At 37.0% G+C, this 20,070-nt stretch carries 21 protein-coding genes; 20 read left to right on the top strand and 1 reads right to left on the bottom strand.

Annotated elements, in window-relative coordinates; translation table 11 throughout:
* Positions 1-173 precede the first annotated feature (173 nt).
* Genes IGI46_RS16305 through IGI46_RS16295 form a run of 3 tightly spaced genes read left to right on the top strand, consistent with a single transcriptional unit; the run spans position 174 to position 4,073 of the window.
* On the top strand, positions 174-1,226 hold the full coding sequence (locus IGI46_RS16305; protein WP_429964039.1) for a DUF871 domain-containing protein: 1,053 nt from the start codon (positions 174-176) through the stop codon (positions 1,224-1,226).
* Entirely contained in the window at positions 1,219-2,115 is an 897-nt protein-coding gene (murQ, locus tag IGI46_RS16300; protein WP_429964038.1) for an N-acetylmuramic acid 6-phosphate etherase, read from the top strand. Before IGI46_RS16305 ends, murQ begins: the two co-directional genes overlap by 8 nt.
* 8 nt (positions 2,116-2,123) lie before the next feature.
* Positions 2,124-4,073, top strand: a complete 1,950-nt coding sequence (locus tag IGI46_RS16295; RefSeq protein WP_429973844.1) for a glucose PTS transporter subunit IIA — start codon at positions 2,124-2,126, stop codon at positions 4,071-4,073.
* Between the two features lie 330 nt (positions 4,074-4,403).
* Here the strand turns inward: IGI46_RS16295 and IGI46_RS16290 are convergent, their stop codons facing one another.
* Complete coding sequence (locus tag IGI46_RS16290; RefSeq protein ID WP_429973843.1) at positions 4,404-4,967, bottom strand: HD domain-containing protein; 564 nt, start codon at positions 4,965-4,967, stop codon at positions 4,404-4,406.
* Between the two features lie 215 nt (positions 4,968-5,182).
* On the opposite strand from IGI46_RS16290, the gene proB reads away from it, so the two are divergent.
* From proB to IGI46_RS16205, 17 genes are all read left to right on the top strand, one after another.
* Positions 5,183-5,980, top strand: coding sequence for a glutamate 5-kinase (proB, locus tag IGI46_RS16285; RefSeq protein ID WP_429964035.1), 798 nt, complete (start codon positions 5,183-5,185; stop codon positions 5,978-5,980).
* 22 nt (positions 5,981-6,002) lie between these two features.
* Positions 6,003-9,248: a M14 family metallopeptidase gene (locus IGI46_RS16280; protein WP_429964034.1), complete on the top strand. Its 3,246-nt coding sequence runs from the start codon at positions 6,003-6,005 to the stop codon at positions 9,246-9,248.
* Between the two features lie 75 nt (positions 9,249-9,323).
* Positions 9,324-10,004 (top strand): DUF969 domain-containing protein, encoded by a 681-nt coding sequence (locus IGI46_RS16275; protein ID WP_429964033.1) that lies wholly within the window; start codon positions 9,324-9,326, stop codon positions 10,002-10,004.
* An 11-nt stretch (positions 10,005-10,015) separates the two neighbouring features.
* Complete coding sequence (locus IGI46_RS16270) at positions 10,016-10,960, top strand: DUF979 domain-containing protein (RefSeq protein WP_429964032.1); 945 nt, start codon at positions 10,016-10,018, stop codon at positions 10,958-10,960.
* A 16-nt stretch (positions 10,961-10,976) separates the two neighbouring features.
* Entirely contained in the window at positions 10,977-11,621 is a 645-nt protein-coding gene (gene pcp, locus IGI46_RS16265; RefSeq protein ID WP_429964031.1) for a pyroglutamyl-peptidase I, read from the top strand.
* A 117-nt stretch (positions 11,622-11,738) separates the two neighbouring features.
* The gene (locus IGI46_RS16260; protein WP_429964030.1) at positions 11,739-12,437 is read left to right on the top strand and encodes a hypothetical protein; all 699 of its coding nucleotides are present in this window, start codon (positions 11,739-11,741) and stop codon (positions 12,435-12,437) included.
* A gap of 67 nt (positions 12,438-12,504) precedes the next feature.
* Entirely contained in the window at positions 12,505-12,744 is a 240-nt protein-coding gene (locus IGI46_RS16255) for a GlsB/YeaQ/YmgE family stress response membrane protein (protein WP_429964029.1), read from the top strand.
* Between the two features lie 82 nt (positions 12,745-12,826).
* Positions 12,827-13,891: a M24 family metallopeptidase gene (locus IGI46_RS16250; RefSeq protein WP_429964028.1), complete on the top strand. Its 1,065-nt coding sequence runs from the start codon at positions 12,827-12,829 to the stop codon at positions 13,889-13,891.
* Positions 13,892-13,968: 77 nt separating this feature from the next.
* Positions 13,969-14,526 (top strand): elongation factor P, encoded by a 558-nt coding sequence (gene efp, locus IGI46_RS16245; RefSeq protein ID WP_207701237.1) that lies wholly within the window; start codon positions 13,969-13,971, stop codon positions 14,524-14,526.
* Between the two features lie 14 nt (positions 14,527-14,540).
* On the top strand, positions 14,541-14,966 hold the full coding sequence (locus tag IGI46_RS16240) for an Asp23/Gls24 family envelope stress response protein (RefSeq protein WP_429964027.1): 426 nt from the start codon (positions 14,541-14,543) through the stop codon (positions 14,964-14,966).
* Positions 14,959-15,417, top strand: a complete 459-nt coding sequence (gene nusB, locus IGI46_RS16235) for a transcription antitermination factor NusB (protein ID WP_429964026.1) — start codon at positions 14,959-14,961, stop codon at positions 15,415-15,417. Before IGI46_RS16240 ends, nusB begins: the two co-directional genes overlap by 8 nt.
* 57 nt (positions 15,418-15,474) lie before the next feature.
* Complete coding sequence (locus IGI46_RS16230) at positions 15,475-16,329, top strand: bifunctional methylenetetrahydrofolate dehydrogenase/methenyltetrahydrofolate cyclohydrolase (protein WP_429964025.1); 855 nt, start codon at positions 15,475-15,477, stop codon at positions 16,327-16,329.
* Between the two features lies 1 nt (position 16,330).
* On the top strand, positions 16,331-17,668 hold the full coding sequence (gene xseA, locus IGI46_RS16225) for an exodeoxyribonuclease VII large subunit (protein WP_207701241.1): 1,338 nt from the start codon (positions 16,331-16,333) through the stop codon (positions 17,666-17,668).
* A complete protein-coding gene (locus IGI46_RS16220) occupies positions 17,668-17,892 on the top strand; it encodes an exodeoxyribonuclease VII small subunit (RefSeq protein ID WP_207701242.1) in 225 nt (74 codons plus the stop codon). Before xseA ends, IGI46_RS16220 begins: the two co-directional genes overlap by 1 nt.
* A gap of 2 nt (positions 17,893-17,894) precedes the next feature.
* On the top strand, positions 17,895-18,773 hold the full coding sequence (locus IGI46_RS16215) for a polyprenyl synthetase family protein (RefSeq protein ID WP_429964024.1): 879 nt from the start codon (positions 17,895-17,897) through the stop codon (positions 18,771-18,773).
* A gap of 11 nt (positions 18,774-18,784) precedes the next feature.
* The gene (locus tag IGI46_RS16210; protein WP_429964023.1) at positions 18,785-19,597 is read left to right on the top strand and encodes a TlyA family RNA methyltransferase; all 813 of its coding nucleotides are present in this window, start codon (positions 18,785-18,787) and stop codon (positions 19,595-19,597) included.
* A 10-nt stretch (positions 19,598-19,607) separates the two neighbouring features.
* A complete protein-coding gene (locus IGI46_RS16205) occupies positions 19,608-20,066 on the top strand; it encodes an arginine repressor (RefSeq protein ID WP_207701245.1) in 459 nt (152 codons plus the stop codon).
* Positions 20,067-20,070 lie beyond the last annotated feature (4 nt).

The raw sequence follows: 20,070 nt of genomic DNA, 5'->3' as shown, positions 1-20,070 counted from the left end.
GGAACTAATAAGCTGAAGGACAAGAATCTCTTTAGAATAAGGGGTTCTTTTTTTGCACAAAAAAGAAACATAATTTCTTTGTTTTTTATTTTTAGAGAAATTATGTTGCAAAAAATCCAGCTTAAAGTTATACTGTTCTCATGAAACGCTTTCAACTAAATTGGAGGGATGGTATGTTTGGTTTTTCTGTTTTTTTAACTGAAGAAATAACGGAACAAAGAAATAGTTATATTAAGAAAATGGCAGCTCTTGGTTTTTCTGGAATATTCACTTCTTTACACATTCCAGAAGAAAATACTGCTGTATATCAAAATAGACTGCAGCAGCTAGGAGCAAAGGCAAAGGAATTGCAGTTAAATTTGATGGTAGATATTTCAGGTAATGCTTTAGAAGAGGCAGGCTTATCCTTAGAAAGAATTGGCGAATTAAAACAAATTGGTGTAACCGGTTTACGCATGGATGATCAAATTTCAATGGAACAAATTGCAAATGCCTCTCATCAGTTAAAAGTTGCGTTAAACGCATCTACTTTGTCTGAACAGGATATTCAAAAATTACAAAAATATCAAGCTGATTTCTCTAACCTAGAGGCTTGGCATAATTATTATCCAAGGCCAGAAACTGGATTAGATCAAGACTGGTTTGATCAAAAAAATCAGTGGCTTAAAAAATTTGGATTTAATATCCAAGCATTTGTATCAGGAGACGGTGAAAAAAGAGGTCCGCTTCATGAAGGGTTGCCAACTCTGGAAAAACATCGCTATCAGCACCCATTAAGTTCTGCACTAAATTTAGACGTAGATTTGGTTTACATAGGGGATGGGGATCTAGCGTTAGAAACACAAAAGCAATTTAGTCTGCATATTAATGAACAAAAAATTTTGCTTCATGTTGTGCCGCATGATGAACAGATTCATCTGGTTCTAGGAGAGCATGTCAATCGAATGGATGAGGCTAGAGATGTGATCAGAAGCGCAGCAGCCAGATTTAATAAACCAAAGTTTGTGCCTCCACTACCACTAAGGGAACGAGAGATTGGCGCAGTAACGATAGATAATGTAAAATACCTGAGATACATGGGAGAGATACAGCTAGTTAAGCACGCTCTACCAGCTGACGATAAAGTAAATATAGTGGGCTATGTAATTGAAGAAGATCGTTCATTGTTAATGAGAATCAAAGCAGGAACGAAATTTATTTTGGAAAGTGTGAAAAATTATGAATAGTTTAAATTTAGATAGATTAACAACCGAGCGCAGAAATGAGAAAACCTTTGGATTGGACGAGATGACTATTTCTGCAGCTTTAGATTTAATGAATCAAGAGGATCGAAATGTTCCAACAGCAGTCGCAAAGTGTCTACCTGAAATAGAGAGAGTTATTGAACAAACAATCTACTCCTTTAAACAAGGCGGACGTTTGATATATATGGGGGCAGGAACAAGTGGACGATTAGGAGTTTTGGATGCAGCTGAATGTGTTCCAACTTTCGGTGTGAATCCTGAAATGGTAGTGGGAGTGATTGCAGGTGGTAAAGAAGCCATGACTATCGCTGTCGAAGGAGCAGAAGATTCACTATCACTAGGACAGAACGATTTGAAAAAATTAGGTCTGAATGAAAAAGATATGGTGATTGGAATTGCTGCTAGCGGGAGAACCCCTTATGTTATTGGTGCTTTAGAGTACGCTCGATCAGTGGGTGCATCTACTGGATCAATCTCTTGTAACCTTCAAGCAGAAATTAGCCAGCATGCACAATACCCTATTGAAGTAGATTGTGGGCCAGAGTTTTTGACTGGATCCACACGTTTAAAATCAGGTACTGCCCAAAAGTTAATTCTAAATATGATTTCCACCATTAGCATGATTGGTATTGGAAAAGTCTATAACAACTTGATGATTGATGTGAAAGCTACAAATGAAAAACTAGTTGAACGTTCAAAACGAATTATTATGGAAGCGACAGAAGTTGATTACGAAACAGCTGCTTTTTATTTTGCTGAAGCTGAACAAAATGTGAAATTGGCTATTGTTATGATTTTGACTCAAAGCGATAAAGAGATGGCGCACAAAAAGCTTGTACAAGCAGATGGCTTTGTACGAAAAACATTATAAGGAGTTGAATGAAAATGGCTGATTTATCATTAATTGAGCTAGCAAATGAAATATTTACCGGTGCTGGTGGAATTGATAATGTAGAGAATGTTGTCCATTGTATGACTAGAGTTCGTATGACTATTAAAGATGATACTAAAGTCAATAAAGAGTATTTGAAGAAAATTCCTGGAGTACTAGGAGTAGTTGACGATGAACAGTTGCAAGTTATTATAGGGCCTGGAAAAGTGAACAAAGTTGCACAAGCAATGGTAGATATAGTAGGAGTAGATATAGGCGAAGATTTTCCTCAGATTTTATCCGGTGGTAAAGAGAAAGTGCAAGCCAAGGCAGAAGCTATGAAAGCCGCTCAAAAAGAAAAGCAAAAATCTTCACGAATGAAACGAATTCTAAAAGATATATCGAATATTTTTGTACCAATGATTCCAGCTTTTGTGGGGTCTGGTATCGTAGCAGGTATTGCTTCAGTATTGGCTAACTTAGTTACTGCTGGTACTTTGGATGCAGCAACTTGGCAACAATATCTTGATGTTATGAACATTCTTAAGAATGGCTTATTCAGTTACTTAGTTATTTATACGGGCGTAAATGCTGCTAGAGTTTTTGGTGCCAATCCTACTATGGGAGGAGTAATCGGTGCTGTAGTTACCTTAACTGGAATGAATCCAGAAGCCCCGCTACTGAACCTGTTTACTGGGGAACCTTTATCTGCTGGCCAAGGCGGAATTTTAGGAGTTATCTTTGCTGTGTGGTTGTTGTCTTTAGTAGAGAAAAAGCTACACCAGATTATTCCAGACTCAATAGATATTATTGTCACGCCTACTATTTCATTATTGGTTATTGGGCTTGCAGAAATCTTTTTCATTATGCCATTGGCGGGATTTATTTCCAATAGTATGGTTAGTGGTATTACGTGGGTGTTAAGTGTAGGTGGCGCTTTTTCAGGATTTGTATTGGGATTACTTTTTTTACCAATGGTGATGTTTGGACTACACCAGATTTTAACACCTATTCATATTCAAATGATTGATGAAACCGGAAGTACAATGCTGTTACCAATACTTGCAATGGCCGGTGCAGGACAAGTCGGTGCTGCTCTTGCTCTGTGGGTTCGGTTACGTAAAGACAAAGAGCTTTCCGAAATGATTAAGGGTGCCCTACCAGTAGGGATTTTAGGAATTGGCGAACCATTAATTTATGGAATCACCTTACCATTAGGTCGGCCATTTATTACAGCGTGTATTGGTGGAGGAATTGGTGGTGCCGTGATAGGAGCGATTGGCGGAATTGGTGCGATTGCAATCGGCCCTTCTGGAGCTGCGTTGATTCCCCTAATAGCCAATGGTCGTTGGTGGGGCTATGTATTAGGTCTGTTGGCAGCATATGCAGGTGGCTTCGTTGCTACTTTCTTCTTTGGGATTCCTAAAGAAAAGCTAGCTGAAGAAAAAGTAAAAGAATCATTGACAGACACTGCCAAGATTATTTTACCTGCTACAACTACAACTGAAGTTTTTAAGTCTGTTGCCAGAGGGTCTGTTCATCCGTTAGAAGAAGCTAGCGATCCAGTATTTGCTGGTAAAATGATGGGTGATGGGTATTTCATCGAACCAGAGGACGGAAAAATATATTCTCCGGTACAAGGAAAGGTGTCCACTATATTTCCTACGAAACATGCGATCGGCATCACAACAGATAGTGGCCTGGAAGTATTGGTGCATATGGGCATTAATACAGTAGAGCTAGAAGGAAAACCGTTTGATATTCATGTTCAAGAGGGACAAGCATTACAAAATAATACACTGCTTGCGGATGTTGATTTAGCTGCAATTAAACAAGCCGGGAAGGAAACTTCCATGCTGGTAATGATTACAAATATGGATCATGTTTCTTCACATGAATTAGAAAAAGAGGGAATTGTTTCCTCGGGTATTGAAGTGATGAAAGCAACTACGATTTAGAAAATAAAATGGTGACAGAAGCATTTCATTTAGAGAAATAAGCTTGATAATTCCAAAAGAGTTTCTTACAGTTTTTGATTATCCAGCTTACTTTCGAAAGGATCGCTTTATTCACAATAATTATTCTTCTTTTAAGGGACTGGGACATAAGTAAAAAATGACTTCAAATTCCGAACAGAGAATCTGAGGTCATCTTTTTTCTAATTACAAATTATCTGCTTTTCAACGTTTCATATTACTTCATAAGAATATCAAGCGAATGATTGGGCTTATTAGCATTCTTTCGTTCGCCTCTAGTGCGAAAAAAATGACTTTTGTCCCAGCCTCATTTCATATCTTGTCTAAAGTGAGCTGATCCAGTATTTTGCGAAGCTCCTTCAAATAAGAATCGTTAAAATACTCTTTTCCATACTCCAAATTAAACTGGTAGTCAAAATCAACCGGATTTTCTCCTTGGACATGCTGTAGAATTGTTTCCGCTTTATCTAAAGCCTTCACTAAACGGGCCTCTTTTGTTCTACCTGTTTGGTAATCTTTGAACAGCTTGTTATAATGTGTTGCATTTTTTTCAGGAAGAAGACCGGTTAAATAATCAAATGCAATTTGCTCATCGTGTTCTTTCTTTTCTGTATCAGTGTTTTCAATTGCTGGAATATCTCCAGTCTTTAGTTCTGCCAAATCATGAATTAATGCAATCTCTAAAGCATCAGTTTTATTTAAGTCTGGATAGAACGAACAGAACAAGGAGACAAATAATGTAAGACGCCAAGTGTGCTCGGCTGTGCTCTCGACTTCGCCATGCTTTTTAAAAGCAAAACGCTTGGTTTCTTTAAGTTTTCCAGACTCCTCAAGAAACTGAAGAAAGTTATTAATATCTTTTAGTTGATTATCCATAAAATCCCTCCTAGGTACTTTCCATTTTAACATGTTGACCAAATAAGGTATTGATTCGAAACGACATTTCTAGTAAAATGTTTGAATATTGTTCGGAAGTTTCAGAAAATTCAATTTTTTGCTGAATTTATGTGAATCAAAATTTTGCTGTTTCTTTTGGATAATGCTTGTTCAAAATAAAAAAGACAACGGTCTTTTGAAATTAAGGTGTGTATATGAGAAAAGATATCCAGAAAGCAAACGTGATTGTAATAAAGATAGGTACAAGCGCATTAATTTCTGCTGAGGGGACTATCAATTATCAAGTACTACAACAGTTAGTTTTTGTTATTGCTGAATTAATGAAACAAGATAAAAAAATCATTCTTGTTTCTTCAGGAGCAGTGGCTTTAGGCAGGCAAAAACTCGGGTTTATAGAGTCAACATTAAGCACTGGACAGCAAAAAGCAAGTGCAGCTGTGGGACAATCTCTATTGATAAATGAATACCAAGAAGCATTTGGGGAATGTAATCAAGAAATTGGACAACTACTATTAACTAGAGACATTTTGGAGTTTGCTGAAAGTCGTCAGACATTTACTGAAACTATTAATCAATTATTAACTTTGGGGATTTTACCAATTATTAATGAAAATGACGCCGTTTCTGTTAATGAAATTCATCAGCAACGCCAATTTGAGGACAATGATGAAGTAGCACTAAACGTGGCATTACTTATGCAAGCTGATTTATTTATTATGCTTTCAGATGTTGAAGGCTTGTATTCTGATAATCCATTATATAACGAAGAAGCGAAACTGTTTCAACATCTTAAAGAAGTGGACACTAGCCTCATGAGTAATTCCAGTACACAAGCTGGTCTATATAGTCGCGGTGGTATTCGGAGTAAATTAAAGACTGCAAACGCGGCACTATCATCCGGATTAGACATGGTATTAGCAAATGGAAAAAAACCATCCATCATTTTTGATATTTTGAGAGGGGAAGAAGTAGGGACTTTATTTCAGAGATAGTAAATTATAAGGGAGGAATTTCATGTTAAAAGTACCAAACAATGCTAATTGGAAAGAATTAAGAATGTTGATTCAAACTGCTTTAGTTAAAGGTTTTTTTAGTGAGTCATCCCAGTTTCCGGTTGCATCTCTATCGGGAGATGAAAATATTCCTGATGATGAGAAGGATCTGTTGGCAACTTACTCTCAATTCTCGCAGTCAATGCCGGAAAACTATCAGGCCGCCTCTGATTATGCAAAAGCAATTCCTGATTTTGATTGGCGTCGCAAACGAGGACTAGAAAATCTTTTTCAAACAGGGACCTATTTAAAGGATGAAAACCTTGACCAGCTACCTGACAAGTTAGATTTTAAACTAGTTGTTCCATTGAAAGCTAGTTCCTCTATTCTGATTGCAGCATGTAATTTCGCTTTTCGTTTTGGTATGGAAACTACTGAGATAGACGGATGGCTTTTGTCAGAGGATTATCATGAAGGAAATGCTTTAATCTTTCGTGAGGGTGAAGAATGTTTATTAAGGGAAGAAGCTGGTAAAAATGGCAAGTTATTGATTGTCCAAGGACAGGGGAAAGATTTGGAGCTTTTTTCGGCGGTTGTTTGTGAGAATTTTCCTAAATTATCTTCTTTTGAAACATGGAACAGTTACTTGCAAGATTTGACTGATAGTTTCTTAATGAACAATTTAGATGGTCAGCTTAGTTATTTACAGGCACAGTCGACACAAAAGGTAAAAGCGTTTGTTTCTCCAGAAATACGTTCTCGTATGGAAGAGCTCCAGGCTTTTTTCCCAGAAACAAAATTTGTGAATTACAAAGATATGCAAAAAGTTTATGAGAAGGACTATCCATTAACATGGGAAGCGAATGAATTTCATCAGCATTTAAGGAATGATATTTATCCTGTTTTGAATAAATCGGATAAAGTGGAAATTTTTGGTGTACTTAGTGAAGAAGAAACGGTTCGAAACTCTTTAATTAAAGAGATAGAAAAAGAAATTGTTAATAGTGGGGCTGAATTAACGAATATGCAGCTAGTATGTGCTCATAAACAGGGTTACTCTTGGATCGATGAGTACATTATTCCCAAGTTGAAGAATAAGGCAGTAGAGAAGTTAACGATTGCTTTTAAACCCTTTTTACCTGAAGGAGTCACTGAGTGGACGACTGAATCGGGGGCAGTTCCAAGTTACAACAATATAGACAGTCAAGATTCGAACAAGTGGAATGATTTACCTATTCGTTACCTTCAAGAGTTGTATCCCATTCAAGACACATTAGTTCAAAAGTTAAGCCTCGATGAAAAGCAAATAGATTTTGTTACCTATGATGGGAATCAAGATATTACCTATTTGGTCACTGGAAAAGATAAATATGGCAATTCTATTTTTCAGGAAAACTATTCTGCTAGTTACACTGAGCGATCATACCTAGATGCTTATCCCGGTTTAGGAAAGGTTCATCCACCTACCGGAAGATTACACGTCAAGATAAATGGAGAAAACATCTTAGAAAAACGAATTATTACGGATGTAGAAAAAATATGGGATATTTACCAAAGTGAAATATTACCGGATTGCCGAAATTTTGTATTAGAAAAAACAGCTGACCACTTAACTAAGGAAAAACAGCCCTTCTTTTCTCGGTTAGTAGTAGAAGTGACAGCGAGTGAGCCCAATCATTTACTGCCTAGTCGTAATGACATGATTTCCAGTTTAGATGCATTACACGAAGATTTGTATTTTGCTGGTGCCGATTATTTTAAGAATTTTGGTTATCAGGTTTGTGGAGAAATGTTTGAAGAACCTGGCCTTATTTTGCCCGTAATTAAGCAAAAGGAAGGTCGCCCTACCATAAAAGTTACACTATTGGAGCAAGTAGTAGACGAACCTAAACTACTGATTGAAGATACAGAAATTTTTCATCCTAAAACGCGAGAAGAAATTTCAGTAATACTCCAAGAGGTTGGTTATCAAGAACAACAACTTACAGCTAAAGTTGTTGTAAATGGTGTTGAAGAAAATGTACTTCAAGCTTATTCAAACTTACTGATGGAAAAATTAGTAGCTCAACGTTTTGATTTTTCTTTATTTAAAGTAATTAGTTTTAGTAGTTCTGCAGAAATTTACCCTGCAAAAATTTCACAAACCCTACCTAAGAAAACTAAAAGGACGATTGAAACAATAGATTTTTATGAGGATCAGGTTATTGGTTACGAACAGTATCTGAACATTATAGACCAACTAAAGCAGGTTCCTGAAGTTATAGTTTATCCTATTGCTAATTCTTATTTAGGACGTGAAATTTATGCAATTGAACTCTTCCCTGAAGAAAAAGGATACCATTCGCGTACCAAGAGGTTGACTAATTATCCATCGGCAATCATCAATGCTCGTCATCACGCGAATGAAGTAGCAGGAACTAATGGGATCTTTTTATTGTTAAAAGAGTTGTTGACCAATAGGAAATACCGTAAAGTAATTGATCAATTAAATTTGGTACTTGTTCCTATGGAAAACGTTGATGGTGCTGCTATTCATTATGACTTGCAATTAGACAACCCTTATTGGAAATTGCATGTCGCCCGGTTTAATGCAGTGGGCAAAGAGTTTTATTATGAATACTTCAACCCAGATACGAAACATCCAGAGGCATTGGGAATGACAAGGTTGTATAGCCAATTTTTACCTGATGTGATGATCGATAATCATGGTGTACCAACACATGAGTGGGAGCAGCCTTTTTCTGGCTATACTTCGCCTTCATACAAAGGATTTTGGTTACCAAGATCCTTATTATATGGATATTTTTGGGTGGTATCAAACGATGAATATCGTTGGAACCTGAAAGTAAATAAGAAATTAGAAGATGTAATAGCAAATGCAATCGCTAACCAGCCAGAAATGCGGCAATGGAATTTAGAATGGGCGCAACAGTTTGAAACATATGCTCACCAATGGTTGCCTAATTTGTTTCCGGCTGATTATTACAAAGAAATGATCAACTATTGGATTGAGTTTTCCGCGGATTCAACACATCGTTATCCATCGATTCGCTTTCCTTGGATTACTTCTGTTGCTTATACTAGTGAAGTGGCAGATGAAACGGCGCAGGAAGGTTATTTGAAGCTGTGTGCTCAGTCGCATGTTGTGCATGATCTTGCAACAATTGATCTATTGCTTTCTGCAAAAAAAGTTTATCGACATCATATGGTTGCGACGATGGATTCTTTCAGCGTTGGTCATACTCGATTGCGACCAATAATTACTTAACTTAACGAATGGTTTAAAAAGGTTTCAATATAGGAAAAAAATTAATAGATTAATTTAGGGTATGGAGGAAAAAACGTGGAGTATTTAAAACTTTTAGGAATATTAATTGTCATTATAGGCTTTGCCTTGAAAAAGGATTCGATTCTAATTATTTTATTGGCAGCAATAGTCACCGCTTTAGTAGGTGGATTGGGAATCGAAGGCTTACTAAATACACTAGGAGAAAGCTTTGTTGCCAATCGTGCAATGGCTATTTTCATTATTATTATGCTGATTACTGGAACATTAGAACGTAATGGATTAAAAGAATCAGCTGCTGCATTGATTAGCAAATTCAAAAATGCCTCAGCGGGTGCTGTTATCGGTGCTTATGGTATCATGCGAGGGATTTTTGCTGCTTTTAATATTAGTTTCGGCGGGGTCGCTGGATTTGTCCGTCCAATTATCATACCCATGGCGCTTGGTACTATTGAATCCAAAGGTAAAGAGCTAAATGAAGACTATGTTGATGAATTAAAAGGTATGTCATCTGGTATGGAAAACATCGCTTGGTTTTTCTGTCAAGTTCTGTTCGTTGGAGGAGGAGGAGCCCTTCTCGTCCAAGCAACTCTAGAAGACTTAGGCTATAAAACAAGTTTAATTGATTTAGCAAAAGTTGAAATACCTGTAGCAATTTTTGCGATTGTAGTTGCCATTATCTATTATTTCTTGAAAGATAAACGCTTATTCAAAAAATACTACGGTAATGGAAAATAGGAGGAAATACAATGTCATTTTTTACTGATTCGGGTATCACGCTAGGTGACAAATTGCTAGAGATCATTTACATGATTATGGGACTGATTTCAATTTACACTGGCATTAGGAATGCAAGGGATAAAGAGAATCCGACGCCAATTGGAACTGCTGTTTTTTGGTGTTCATTAGGTTTAGTATTGACGTTTGGACGTTGGATTCCCTCAATAATAAATGGAGTTTTAGTAGTCATTATGACTTTACCAGCTATTTTTAAAAAGGTTAGCAAAGGAAAAGATTCTGCACCAAGTGCTGAATTTACCCGTAAAATGGCTGACAAGATTGGAATGAAAATTTTTATTCCGGCACTTTCAATGGGGATTTGTGCAATTTTGTTTGCTTTGTTTACAACGCTAGGTGCCTTAGTTGGTGTTGGTGTCGGAGTCGGTGTCTCTATCATTATTTTAATGATACTTTCCAAGGAGAATAAACCACATGTTTTCTTGGATGACGCAGAACGTATGTTATCAACAGTAGGTCCATTAAGTATGTTGCCGATGTTGTTGGCTAGTTTAGGTGCGATTTTTACGGCAGCTGGAGTTGGTGATGTTATTTCGAGCATGGTGGCGACAGTTATTCCAAAAGGGAACGTAAATGTAGGGATTATTGTTTTTGCCGTTGGAATGATGTTATTTACGATGATTATGGGAAATGCATTTGCCGCAATTACAGTAATGACGGTGGGGATTGGAGGTCCATTTGTATTAGCATATGGTGCTGATCCTGTATTAATCGGGATGGTGGCATTAACTTGTGGGTACTGTGGAACATTGTGTACGCCAATGGCAGCTAATTTTAATATTGTACCTGTTGCAATGTTAGAAATGAAGGACCGCTTTGGTGTAATTAAGAATCAAGTGCTGTTGGCATTCGTTTTCTTAATTTTTCAAATTTTCTATATGATCTTATTCAAATAAGGAGGAATAATACAAAATGAAAGTATTGATAACTGGTTTTGATCCTTTTGGAGGAGCTACTATTAACCCAGCTTTTGAAGCAGTAAAACTTTTACCTGATACAATTCAACAAGCGAAAATCATAAAAATTGAGATTCCTACCGTTTTTCAAAAAGACGGAGAAGTGCTAGAAAATTCAATCAAGCAACATAATCCAGATATTGTCTTATGTGTTGGACAAGCCGGTGGACGTTCAGGAGTCACAATCGAAAAAGTAGCCATTAATCTAATGGAAGCACGCATTCCTGATAATGAGGGGCAACAACCATTGAATCAGCAGATTTATAAAGATGGAAAAAATGCATATTTTGCTACTATACCAGTTAAGGCAATGGTCAATAATATTAAAGCTAAAAAAATTCCATCAAGTATCTCATATACTGCTGGAACCTTTGTCTGTAATGATATTATGTATCGTTTATTATATCTGGCGGAGAAAGAATACCCTGAAATGCGTGGCGGCTTTATTCATGTTCCTTATTTACCAGAACAAGTAACCGAACTGCCAGAAGGAACCCCTAGTATGTCTGCTGAACTTATCAGTCAAGCGCTCGAGACTGCGATTGAGGCTGCAATTAACACTGTACAAGATGATGATGTAGCAATGGGGACTATTATGTAAAGTACTAAGACTTTGATCTTAAAACAAGATCAGGGTCTTTTTTCAGTCTTTTGTAGGATAGCTTTTTTAGTGTTAATTCTTTATACTAGCAAAGTACTGTCGAAAGGAAGTGTACCGATGAATGTATTATTTATATTTGACGATGAAGAAAAATCTAGTTTTTTCCTTTATAACTTACAAAGAGGAACTAATCGATTGATCCGCTTTTCACCAGAATTGCCTACAGAAAAGAGTACTTTGGGTTCATTATATACTTTAGTGCCAATTGAACAATTTCTCGTTCTTTTTTCAAAAACGTTTGCATTAGATGTTCGGAAGTATTTAATTTTGACAAAAAGTAATAGTTTAAAAGCAGTTGCTGAAGCTGGCTTAGATGAGGATGGAAAAATTTTAATTACTGTTCATAAAGAATTTATTGCTTTAAAAAATCGACAGCAGTTTTTACCTGGGAAGCATTATTTATCACTAGAAGAGCTGGATGCGTATATATCGTATCAAATAGATGAAGATGGACGTTTGGATGTTTTTGAAAGACAAGAAGATATCATCCGTTTAATGAAACAAAAAACAGTTCGGCCAAAACTTACTTCAATTACGCAAAAATATGGGACGGTTAAGGAATTTTCAGGTAATAACTTAAGCTTGAAAGACATGATTAAAATGGGTACTGGTTACTTGGCCAAAGGAAGTGCTCACATGGATAAATTGAATGTTCCTGTGTTAGGGTCTTATTCGTTATCCGGTAGTTTTCCTTACATTATTAGTTCCGTTGATATAGAAAAGAACCGAACCCAATTAAGACAGATGGTTTTTTAAAATAAGTGATATTAAAATTACTTGTAGTCTGCAAATATACTAGAGTAAAATAGGGGGGTATCTTAGAATGCATTGGTTATGGACATTGATTGTTGGAGCAGTAATTGGATCCATAGGAGGAGCTTTAGCAGGGAAAGGTGAAAATCAAGGTTGTTTATTTAATATTATTGCAGGATTAATTGGTTCAACAGTTGGGCAAGCGCTGCTTGGAGAATGGGGGCCTCAGGTAGCAGGGATGGCACTTATTCCTTCAATTTTAGGTTCTGTTATTGTAGTAGCAGTGGTGTCTTTTTTTGTAAATCGTTAGTTAAACAGGGGCATCTGCTCCTGTTTCTTTTTGTATTTTGTTAGGATTTGTTATACTAGTAAGGGAAATGAGGCGATAGTTTATGTTAGAAAGAATCAACAAACTAAGAGCATTAATGAAAGAAGAAGTGTTGGATGGTTACTTAATTATGAGTCCAGCAAATTTACGTTATCTTACAAATTTTACTGGGACTGCAGGCATTGCTTTGATCACACCAGTAGATGCTTATTTTATAACAGATTTTCGTTATACTGAACAAGCAGCGGACCAAGTGGCAGGGATGACAATTCTTCAACACCAAGGTGCTATTGGCGAAATGGTAGCTGATTTGGTAGAAAATAATCAATTGTCCGCGATTGGATTTGAAGATGATTTTTTAACATTTGCTGATTATTCTGTTTATGAAGAGCTTATCCAGGCAGAGTTTGCTCCTGCTGGTGGATTTATTGAGAAATTAAGAGAACAAAAGGATGAATCAGAAATAGCAATCATCGAAAAAGCGTGCAGTATTGCTGATGCTGGCTTCGAGCACGTTTTAAGGATGATTAGACCCGGCATGACAGAAATTGAAATAGCAAATCAGTTGGATTTCTTTATGCGATCTATGGGTGCAACAGGAACCTCTTTTGATACTATTGTGGCTTCAGGCGTTCGTTCTGCTTTGCCACACGGTGTCGCTAGTGAAAAAACCATTGAAAAGGGAGAAATGATTACTTTAGATTTTGGATGCATTTATCAAGGTTATGTTTCTGACATCACTCGAACCTTTGCTATTGGTGATCCGGGTCAACAGTTGAAAGACGTTTACGCTATCGTTTTAGAATCCCAACAACAAGTGCTCTCAAAGGCTCAAGCAGGTGTTACGGGAGCACAACTTGATTCTGTTGCCCGCTCAATAATTGTAGATGCTGGTTATGGTGAGGTATTTGGTCATTCAACAGGACATGGTATTGGGTTAGCTATTCATGAAGGTCCTAACTTAAGTTGGACTAATGAAGAACCGCTGAAAGCAGGAAACGTGGTCACAGATGAACCTGGAATATATATTGGTGGATTAGGTGGAGTGCGAATTGAAGATGATCTAGTTATTTTAGAGAATGGTAATCGCGTATTGACTCATTCACCGAAGGATTTAATCATTCTTTAGTAGTGGTAGCATAAGCGCCAAAGAAATGATAAACTATAAACAAATCTCTAGTTGATAGGAATCAAGGAGGAATAATAATGATCTCAGTAAATGATTTTAAAACTGGGTTAACCATCGAAGTCGACGGTGATATTTGGCGCGTTGTTGATTTTCAGCACGTGAAACCTGGAAAAGGTGCTGCTTTTGTTCGCTCTAAACTAAAAAATTTGCGTACTGGCGGTGTTCAAGAAAAAACTTTTCGTGCGGGTGAAAAAGTAGCTAAAGCTCAAATAGACAATCGAAAAATGCAATATTTGTATGACGATGGTGGTAACTATGTGTTTATGGATATGGATAACTATGAACAAATTGAGATTCCTCAAACACAAATCGCAGATGAGATGCGCTATGTGTTAGAAAATACAGAGTTAAATGTTATTATGTATGGTAGTGAAATTTTAGGTGTTGATTTACCTAATACAGTCATCTTAGAAGTTGCGGAGACAGAACCGAATATCAAAGGGGATACCTCTTCAGGTGGTTCAAAACCAGCAATTATGGAAACGGGATTAACTGTTAACGTTCCATTTTTTGTTAATCAAGGAGATAAACTTGTCGTCAATACACAGGACGGCAGTTACGTTTCACGGGCATAAAGGAGAGAGTTAATATGGCAGATGAAAAAAAATTAGTTTTACGTGAAAATCAAGATCTTGGCGAGATTATTATTGCTCCAGAAGTTATTGAAGTCATTATTGGAATTGCTGCATCAAAAGTAACGGGAGTCTACGGCATGCGAGGATCGTTTGCTAGCAATGTCACGGAACTTTTAGGTAAAGCCGCTCACGGCAAAGGGGTCTATTTAACAAATGATGAGCAAGGGTTGAAAGTAGATATCTATACTTATCTTGAATATGGTATTTCAGTACCAAAGGTTGCCATGGATATGCAGGAAAGAGTGAAACAACAGGTTATGTTTATGACCGACGTTGCTCTTAGTGAAGTCAATATTCACGTAGTGGGAGTAGTAGCAGAGAAATTAGAACAACCAACACTTGAAGAATTATTCAATGATGAAGAGGGAAATAATGAGTAAAGAGCTATCACGACATGAAATCCGCGAGAAGGCTTTACAAGCTCTTTTCCCATTGGATTTCAATCAAGAGTTAACAAAAAGAGATGCAATCAATCATGCTCTAAGCCTGGATCAAGCAGAATGGGTTAGTGAAGAAGAAGATTCATTTGTACCAAAATATTTAGATGAATTAGTTGACGGTGTGCTAAATCATAAGTCTGAATTAGATCAAATTATCCAAAAGCATTTACGATCTAATTGGTCAATACAACGAATTGCAAAAATGGATTTGATTATTTTGCGATTGGGAATTTATGAGATGCTTTACAATACAAACGTGCCCGATCGTGTTGTACTGAATGAAGCAATTGAATTAGCGAAAACATTTAGCGACGATCAATCGAGAAAATTTGTAAATGGCATTTTATCGAATGTAATGAAAGAGATCAATGAAGCTGGAGAAAATGGCTAAGCATGCTATTTTTTCCAGCTTCATTTCAAATCATACATAAAGTACAGGAGTGGAAGTATGGGAACAATTATTAATGGGAAAGAATTAGCCGAAAAGCTTCAACATGCTACAGCAAAAGAAGTTAAGGCTTTAGAAGAGGCAGGGCTGTGTCCAGGTCTTGTTGTTTTACTGATTGGTGACAATTCAGCAAGTCAAATTTATGTGAAAAACAAACAACTTGCAGCACAACGTATCGGTATTCATTCAAAGGTTATGCGGTATCCAGAAACTATTTCAGAAGAAAAATTGTTGGAAGAGATTGCTTTCTTCAATCAAGCTGATGAATTTCACGGTATTTTGGTTCAACTACCATTACCAAAACATATAGATGAAGAAAAAATTTTGTTGGCGATAGAACCAGACAAGGATGTTGATGGATTTCATCCAATGAATTTAGGACGTCTATTTGCTGGAGTTCCTCATACGATTCCTTGCACACCTTATGGCATTATGAAGATGTTTGAAGCCTATGATATTTCTTTATTCGGTAAGAGAGTTTTGATCATTGGACGTAGTAATATTGTTGGTAAACCGATGGCACATCTGATGTTATCAGAAGATGCCACTGTTACGATCGCTCATTCAAAAACAGTGAATTTACCAGAATTGGCAAGAGAAGCAGATATTTTAATTGTGGCAATTGGTCGGGGTCATTTTGTCACAAGTGAATTTATTAAACCTGGGGCTGTAGTAATCGATGTTGGTATGAACCGTAATGAAGATGGAAAATTAATTGGAGACGTAAAATTTGATGAAGTTGAACCTCTAGCCAGTTTTATCACTCCTGTTCCTCGTGGAGTAGGGCCCATGACGATTACCATGTTAATGCAACAAACAGTAGATGCCTGTCGGCGCCAGAAACTAGGTGATTGAAATGACCCAAGAGTATTTAACAGTTAGTGCTCTAAATAAATATATTAAACGTAAATTTGATGTTGATCCCTATTTAGAGCGGATCTATTTGACAGGAGAAATTTCAAATTTTCGATTAAGACCTAATAATCATCAATATTTTAGCCTAAAAGATGAACAATCCAAAATAAGTGCAATAATGTTTAAGGGTGCTTTTCAAAAACTAAAATTTGTTCCTAAAGAGGGCATGAAAGTGCTGGTTGTCGGAAGAGTGGCGCTTTACGAAGCAAGTGGAATGTATCAGATTTATATTGAACATATGGAACCTGACGGCGTAGGTGCATTGTATCAAGCATTAGCAGAATTAAAAGAGAAGTTAAACAATGAAGGTCTCTTTTCATTGCCAAAAAAAAGGTTACCACGATTTCCAAAACGAATCGCTGTACTTACGAGTCCTAGTGGTGCAGTAATCCGCGATATTATTACTACGGTAAAGCGTCGTTACCCTATCGCGCAGTTAGTTCTGTTTCCAACAGTTGTACAAGGTGACAAGGCTGCTGAAAATATTGTTAAAAATATTAAGCAGGCAGAATCTGGCGAGTTCGACACTATGATTATAGGCCGTGGTGGTGGATCAATTGAGGATTTGTGGCCATTTAATGAAGAAGTTGTGGCTAGAGCAATTGCTTCCTCAACAATACCTACTATTTCATCCGTAGGGCATGAGACAGATATAACGATTGCTGATTTGGTTGCAGACGTACGTGCTGCAACACCTACTGCAGCGGCAGAATTGGCAGTCCCTGTATTAAGCGAAGAACTTTTACGTTTGAAAGAGAAGCAAGGTCGTTTAGAAAAAGCTTATTTAAATCAATTGGAGCGAAAGAAGGAGCGTTATCAAAGAATTATGCAGTCGTATATTTTTCGTCAGCCGATGCGCTTATATGAAGCTCAGAGTATTCAATTGGATCGCTTAACTCAAAGGCTCCAACAAGAGACGAGATTGTTAGTTAATCAGCGAGAAAAGAAGCTATTACAAGCGATTAGTCGTTTTGAAAAGTCAACACCGCTCAATCGAGTCAAAAATACACACCAACAACTTGATTATTTAATTACTCGTTTGAAACAGCAAATGAGCGTTTTTATGGAGCAAAAAGAACAAGCAATGGCCCACTCAATCACGTCACTGGATTTGTTAAGTCCGTTAAAGATCATGGGCCGCGGATACACTTATACCACTCAAAATGATCAAGTGATTCGTTCGGTAGATGAACTAAATGAAAAGAATTTGACCATCCATTTTGTTGACGGAACTGTCACAACTACAATTGATAAAATTATAAAAAAAGGAGAAGAATAATGGAAAATGCAACATTTGAAGAGTCGTTGACCGAACTAGAAGCTATCGTTGCTCAACTTGAGCAAGGAGATGTTCCGCTAGAAGAGGCATTAGAAGTATTCCAAAAAGGCATGCTGTTAAGCAAACAATGCCAAGATACTTTGAGTAAAGCTGAGAAAACACTAACTAAAATGATGACAGAAAATAACGAAGAGGTGCCATTTACTGATGAGGAGGAAGCTTAACCATGCTGCAATCTTTCAGAGCAAAAGAGTTGCCGAAAGTGGAAGAAGCTATGTTAACTTTTATCAAAGAGCATACAAGCAATGAGCAATTAGAGAAAAGTATGACGTATTCTGTAAAAGCAGGTGGGAAAAGAATCCGGCCCTTGATTGTTTTAGCGACTACAGTTTCTTTTAAGGGCGAAGTTGACACGGATACCTATCACGTTGCTGCTGCGTTAGAAATGATTCACACTTATTCTTTGATTCATGATGATCTACCAGCAATGGATGATGATGATTTGCGCAGAGGAAAACCAACTAATCATAAGGTTTTTGGCGAAGCTTTAGCCATTTTGGCTGGAGATGGATTACTAACAGGAGCGTTTCAATTGTTAAGTGAAACATCTTTAGAATCAACAAAGCAAGTTTTGCTGTTCCAGTTGCTAGCCAAAGCTTCGGGTACAGAAGGTATGGTAGCTGGACAAGCTGGAGATATGGCTGCTGAAAAGCAGCAAGTATCCTTAGAAAAATTAATGAGCATCCATCGAGGCAAAACAGGGGCTCTTCTGACTTTTGCTTTTATTGCTGGGGGGATATTGGCTAACCAAACTGATTATGTTATTGAACAATTAAGGAAATTGGGTCAGCATATTGGTTTAGCTTTTCAAATCAGAGATGATCTTTTGGATGTTATTGGAACGACAGAGATGTTGGGTAAAAATGTTGGTCAGGATGAAAAATCTGAAAAGAGCACATACCCTTCTCTTTTAGGTCTAGCAGGTGCAAAAGAGGCTCTGCAAGCTGAATTGACCCTAGCTAATCAAATAGTTGAAGGGCTGGAAGAAGTTGAGGATTTTGAATCTAGTTTGTTCAATGAACTAATTGCATTGTTTGAACTATAGAGGAGAGCAGCATGAAAAAAGAACGAGTTGACATTTTAGCCTTTAATCAAGGATTATTTGAAACAAGAGAAAAAGCAAAAAGAGCAATTATGGCGGGACAAGTTTATAATCAGAATAACGAACGTCTTGATAAACCAGGTGAAAAAATTTCAGAGAATACTCAATTGCAAATCAAAGGAAAAAAATTGGCTTATGTTTCTCGTGGAGGATTAAAATTAGAGAAAGCATTACAAGTATTTGAACTTTCTATTGCTGATAAAACTGTTTTGGATATAGGCGCTTCAACTGGTGGTTTTACCGACGTAGCTCTACAAAATGGAGCAAAAATGAGCTATGCTTTAGATGTTGGATACAATCAATTAGCTTGGAAAATTCGTCAGGATGAGCGAGTAGAGGTAATGGAACGTACTAATTTTAGATATTCCAAACCAGACGACTTTGTAAAAGGTCAGCCAGATTTTTCTACCATTGATGTTTCCTTTATTTCATTAAAACTGATCCTGCCCCCTCTTAAAAATATCTTAGCTCCTGCAGGTGATGTAGTAGCACTTATTAAACCACAATTTGAAGCGGGCAAATCATTTGTTGGAAAAAAGGGTATTGTGAAAGAATCTGTTACGCATTTCAATGTTTTAAATGATATTACTAAGTTTGCTTTACAAACAGGTTTTGATGTTGAGGCAATCACTTATTCCCCCATTACTGGTGGTGAAGGAAACATTGAATTTTTAGCTCACCTTAAATTAGGTGATGTATTAGGCAAGATAAACCCAACAATTGATTTGAAAGAAATAGTAGCGCAAGCTCACCAACAATTAAGTTAGGAGGCTCCCGATGCGAAAACAAGAGCGACACCGTTTGATTACACGATTGTTGAATGAACATGATATTAAACGGCAAGAAGATTTTGTAATGGTATTAGCTAAGGAAGATGTTAAGGTTACTCAAGCCACAATTTCTCGTGATATTAAGGAAATGAAATTAATTAAAGTTCCATCGGCAAATGGTGGTTATCGTTATAGTGTTCCCCATAAAAATGAAGAAAATTTGTCTGAGCGTTTAAATGAGCTTTTGCAGGAAGCCTTTTTATCCGCGGATCAAATGGAAAAAATGGTAGTGTTAAAGACCTTACCAGGGAATGCATCCGCAGCAGCCAACCTTATTGAGAAATATTTTAATAAGAAATTATTCGCTGTTTTAAATGATGATGATAGTGTGTTAATGATTGCTCGTTTAGAAGAAAATGCGAAAGAATTATATCAAGAAATCAGCAGTCGAAGTCAAAAGGAGTAGGAGA

Origin of the sequence: Enterococcus sp. AZ163 (genome assembly GCF_050498925.1) — a bacterium.
In the GTDB taxonomy this organism is placed as follows: Bacteria; Bacillota; Bacilli; order Lactobacillales; family Enterococcaceae; genus Enterococcus_A; species Enterococcus_A ferrettii.
This window is presented reverse-complemented; position numbering and strand designations above follow the sequence as displayed.

Bases quoted from the DNA above. Each gene is read 5' to 3' on its own strand.
- IGI46_RS16305 (WP_429964039.1), top strand. From the start codon at position 174: ATGTTTGGTTTTTCTGTTTTTTTAACTGAAGAAATAACGGAACAAAGA.
- murQ (WP_429964038.1), top strand. From the start codon at position 1,219: ATGAATAGTTTAAATTTAGATAGATTAACAACCGAGCGCAGAAATGAG.
- IGI46_RS16295 (WP_429973844.1), top strand. From the start codon at position 2,124: ATGAAAATGGCTGATTTATCATTAATTGAGCTAGCAAATGAAATATTT.
- IGI46_RS16290 (WP_429973843.1), bottom strand. From the start codon at position 4,967: ATGGATAATCAACTAAAAGATATTAATAACTTTCTTCAGTTTCTTGAG.
- proB (WP_429964035.1), top strand. From the start codon at position 5,183: ATGAGAAAAGATATCCAGAAAGCAAACGTGATTGTAATAAAGATAGGT.
- IGI46_RS16280 (WP_429964034.1), top strand. From the start codon at position 6,003: ATGTTAAAAGTACCAAACAATGCTAATTGGAAAGAATTAAGAATGTTG.
- IGI46_RS16270 (WP_429964032.1), top strand. From the start codon at position 10,016: ATGTCATTTTTTACTGATTCGGGTATCACGCTAGGTGACAAATTGCTA.
- pcp (WP_429964031.1), top strand. From the start codon at position 10,977: ATGAAAGTATTGATAACTGGTTTTGATCCTTTTGGAGGAGCTACTATT.
- IGI46_RS16260 (WP_429964030.1), top strand. From the start codon at position 11,739: ATGAATGTATTATTTATATTTGACGATGAAGAAAAATCTAGTTTTTTC.
- IGI46_RS16255 (WP_429964029.1), top strand. From the start codon at position 12,505: ATGCATTGGTTATGGACATTGATTGTTGGAGCAGTAATTGGATCCATA.
- IGI46_RS16250 (WP_429964028.1), top strand. From the start codon at position 12,827: ATGTTAGAAAGAATCAACAAACTAAGAGCATTAATGAAAGAAGAAGTG.
- efp (WP_207701237.1), top strand. From the start codon at position 13,969: ATGATCTCAGTAAATGATTTTAAAACTGGGTTAACCATCGAAGTCGAC.
- IGI46_RS16240 (WP_429964027.1), top strand. From the start codon at position 14,541: ATGGCAGATGAAAAAAAATTAGTTTTACGTGAAAATCAAGATCTTGGC.
- nusB (WP_429964026.1), top strand. From the start codon at position 14,959: ATGAGTAAAGAGCTATCACGACATGAAATCCGCGAGAAGGCTTTACAA.
- IGI46_RS16230 (WP_429964025.1), top strand. From the start codon at position 15,475: ATGGGAACAATTATTAATGGGAAAGAATTAGCCGAAAAGCTTCAACAT.
- xseA (WP_207701241.1), top strand. From the start codon at position 16,331: ATGACCCAAGAGTATTTAACAGTTAGTGCTCTAAATAAATATATTAAA.
- IGI46_RS16220 (WP_207701242.1), top strand. From the start codon at position 17,668: ATGGAAAATGCAACATTTGAAGAGTCGTTGACCGAACTAGAAGCTATC.
- IGI46_RS16215 (WP_429964024.1), top strand. From the start codon at position 17,895: ATGCTGCAATCTTTCAGAGCAAAAGAGTTGCCGAAAGTGGAAGAAGCT.
- IGI46_RS16210 (WP_429964023.1), top strand. From the start codon at position 18,785: ATGAAAAAAGAACGAGTTGACATTTTAGCCTTTAATCAAGGATTATTT.
- IGI46_RS16205 (WP_207701245.1), top strand. From the start codon at position 19,608: ATGCGAAAACAAGAGCGACACCGTTTGATTACACGATTGTTGAATGAA.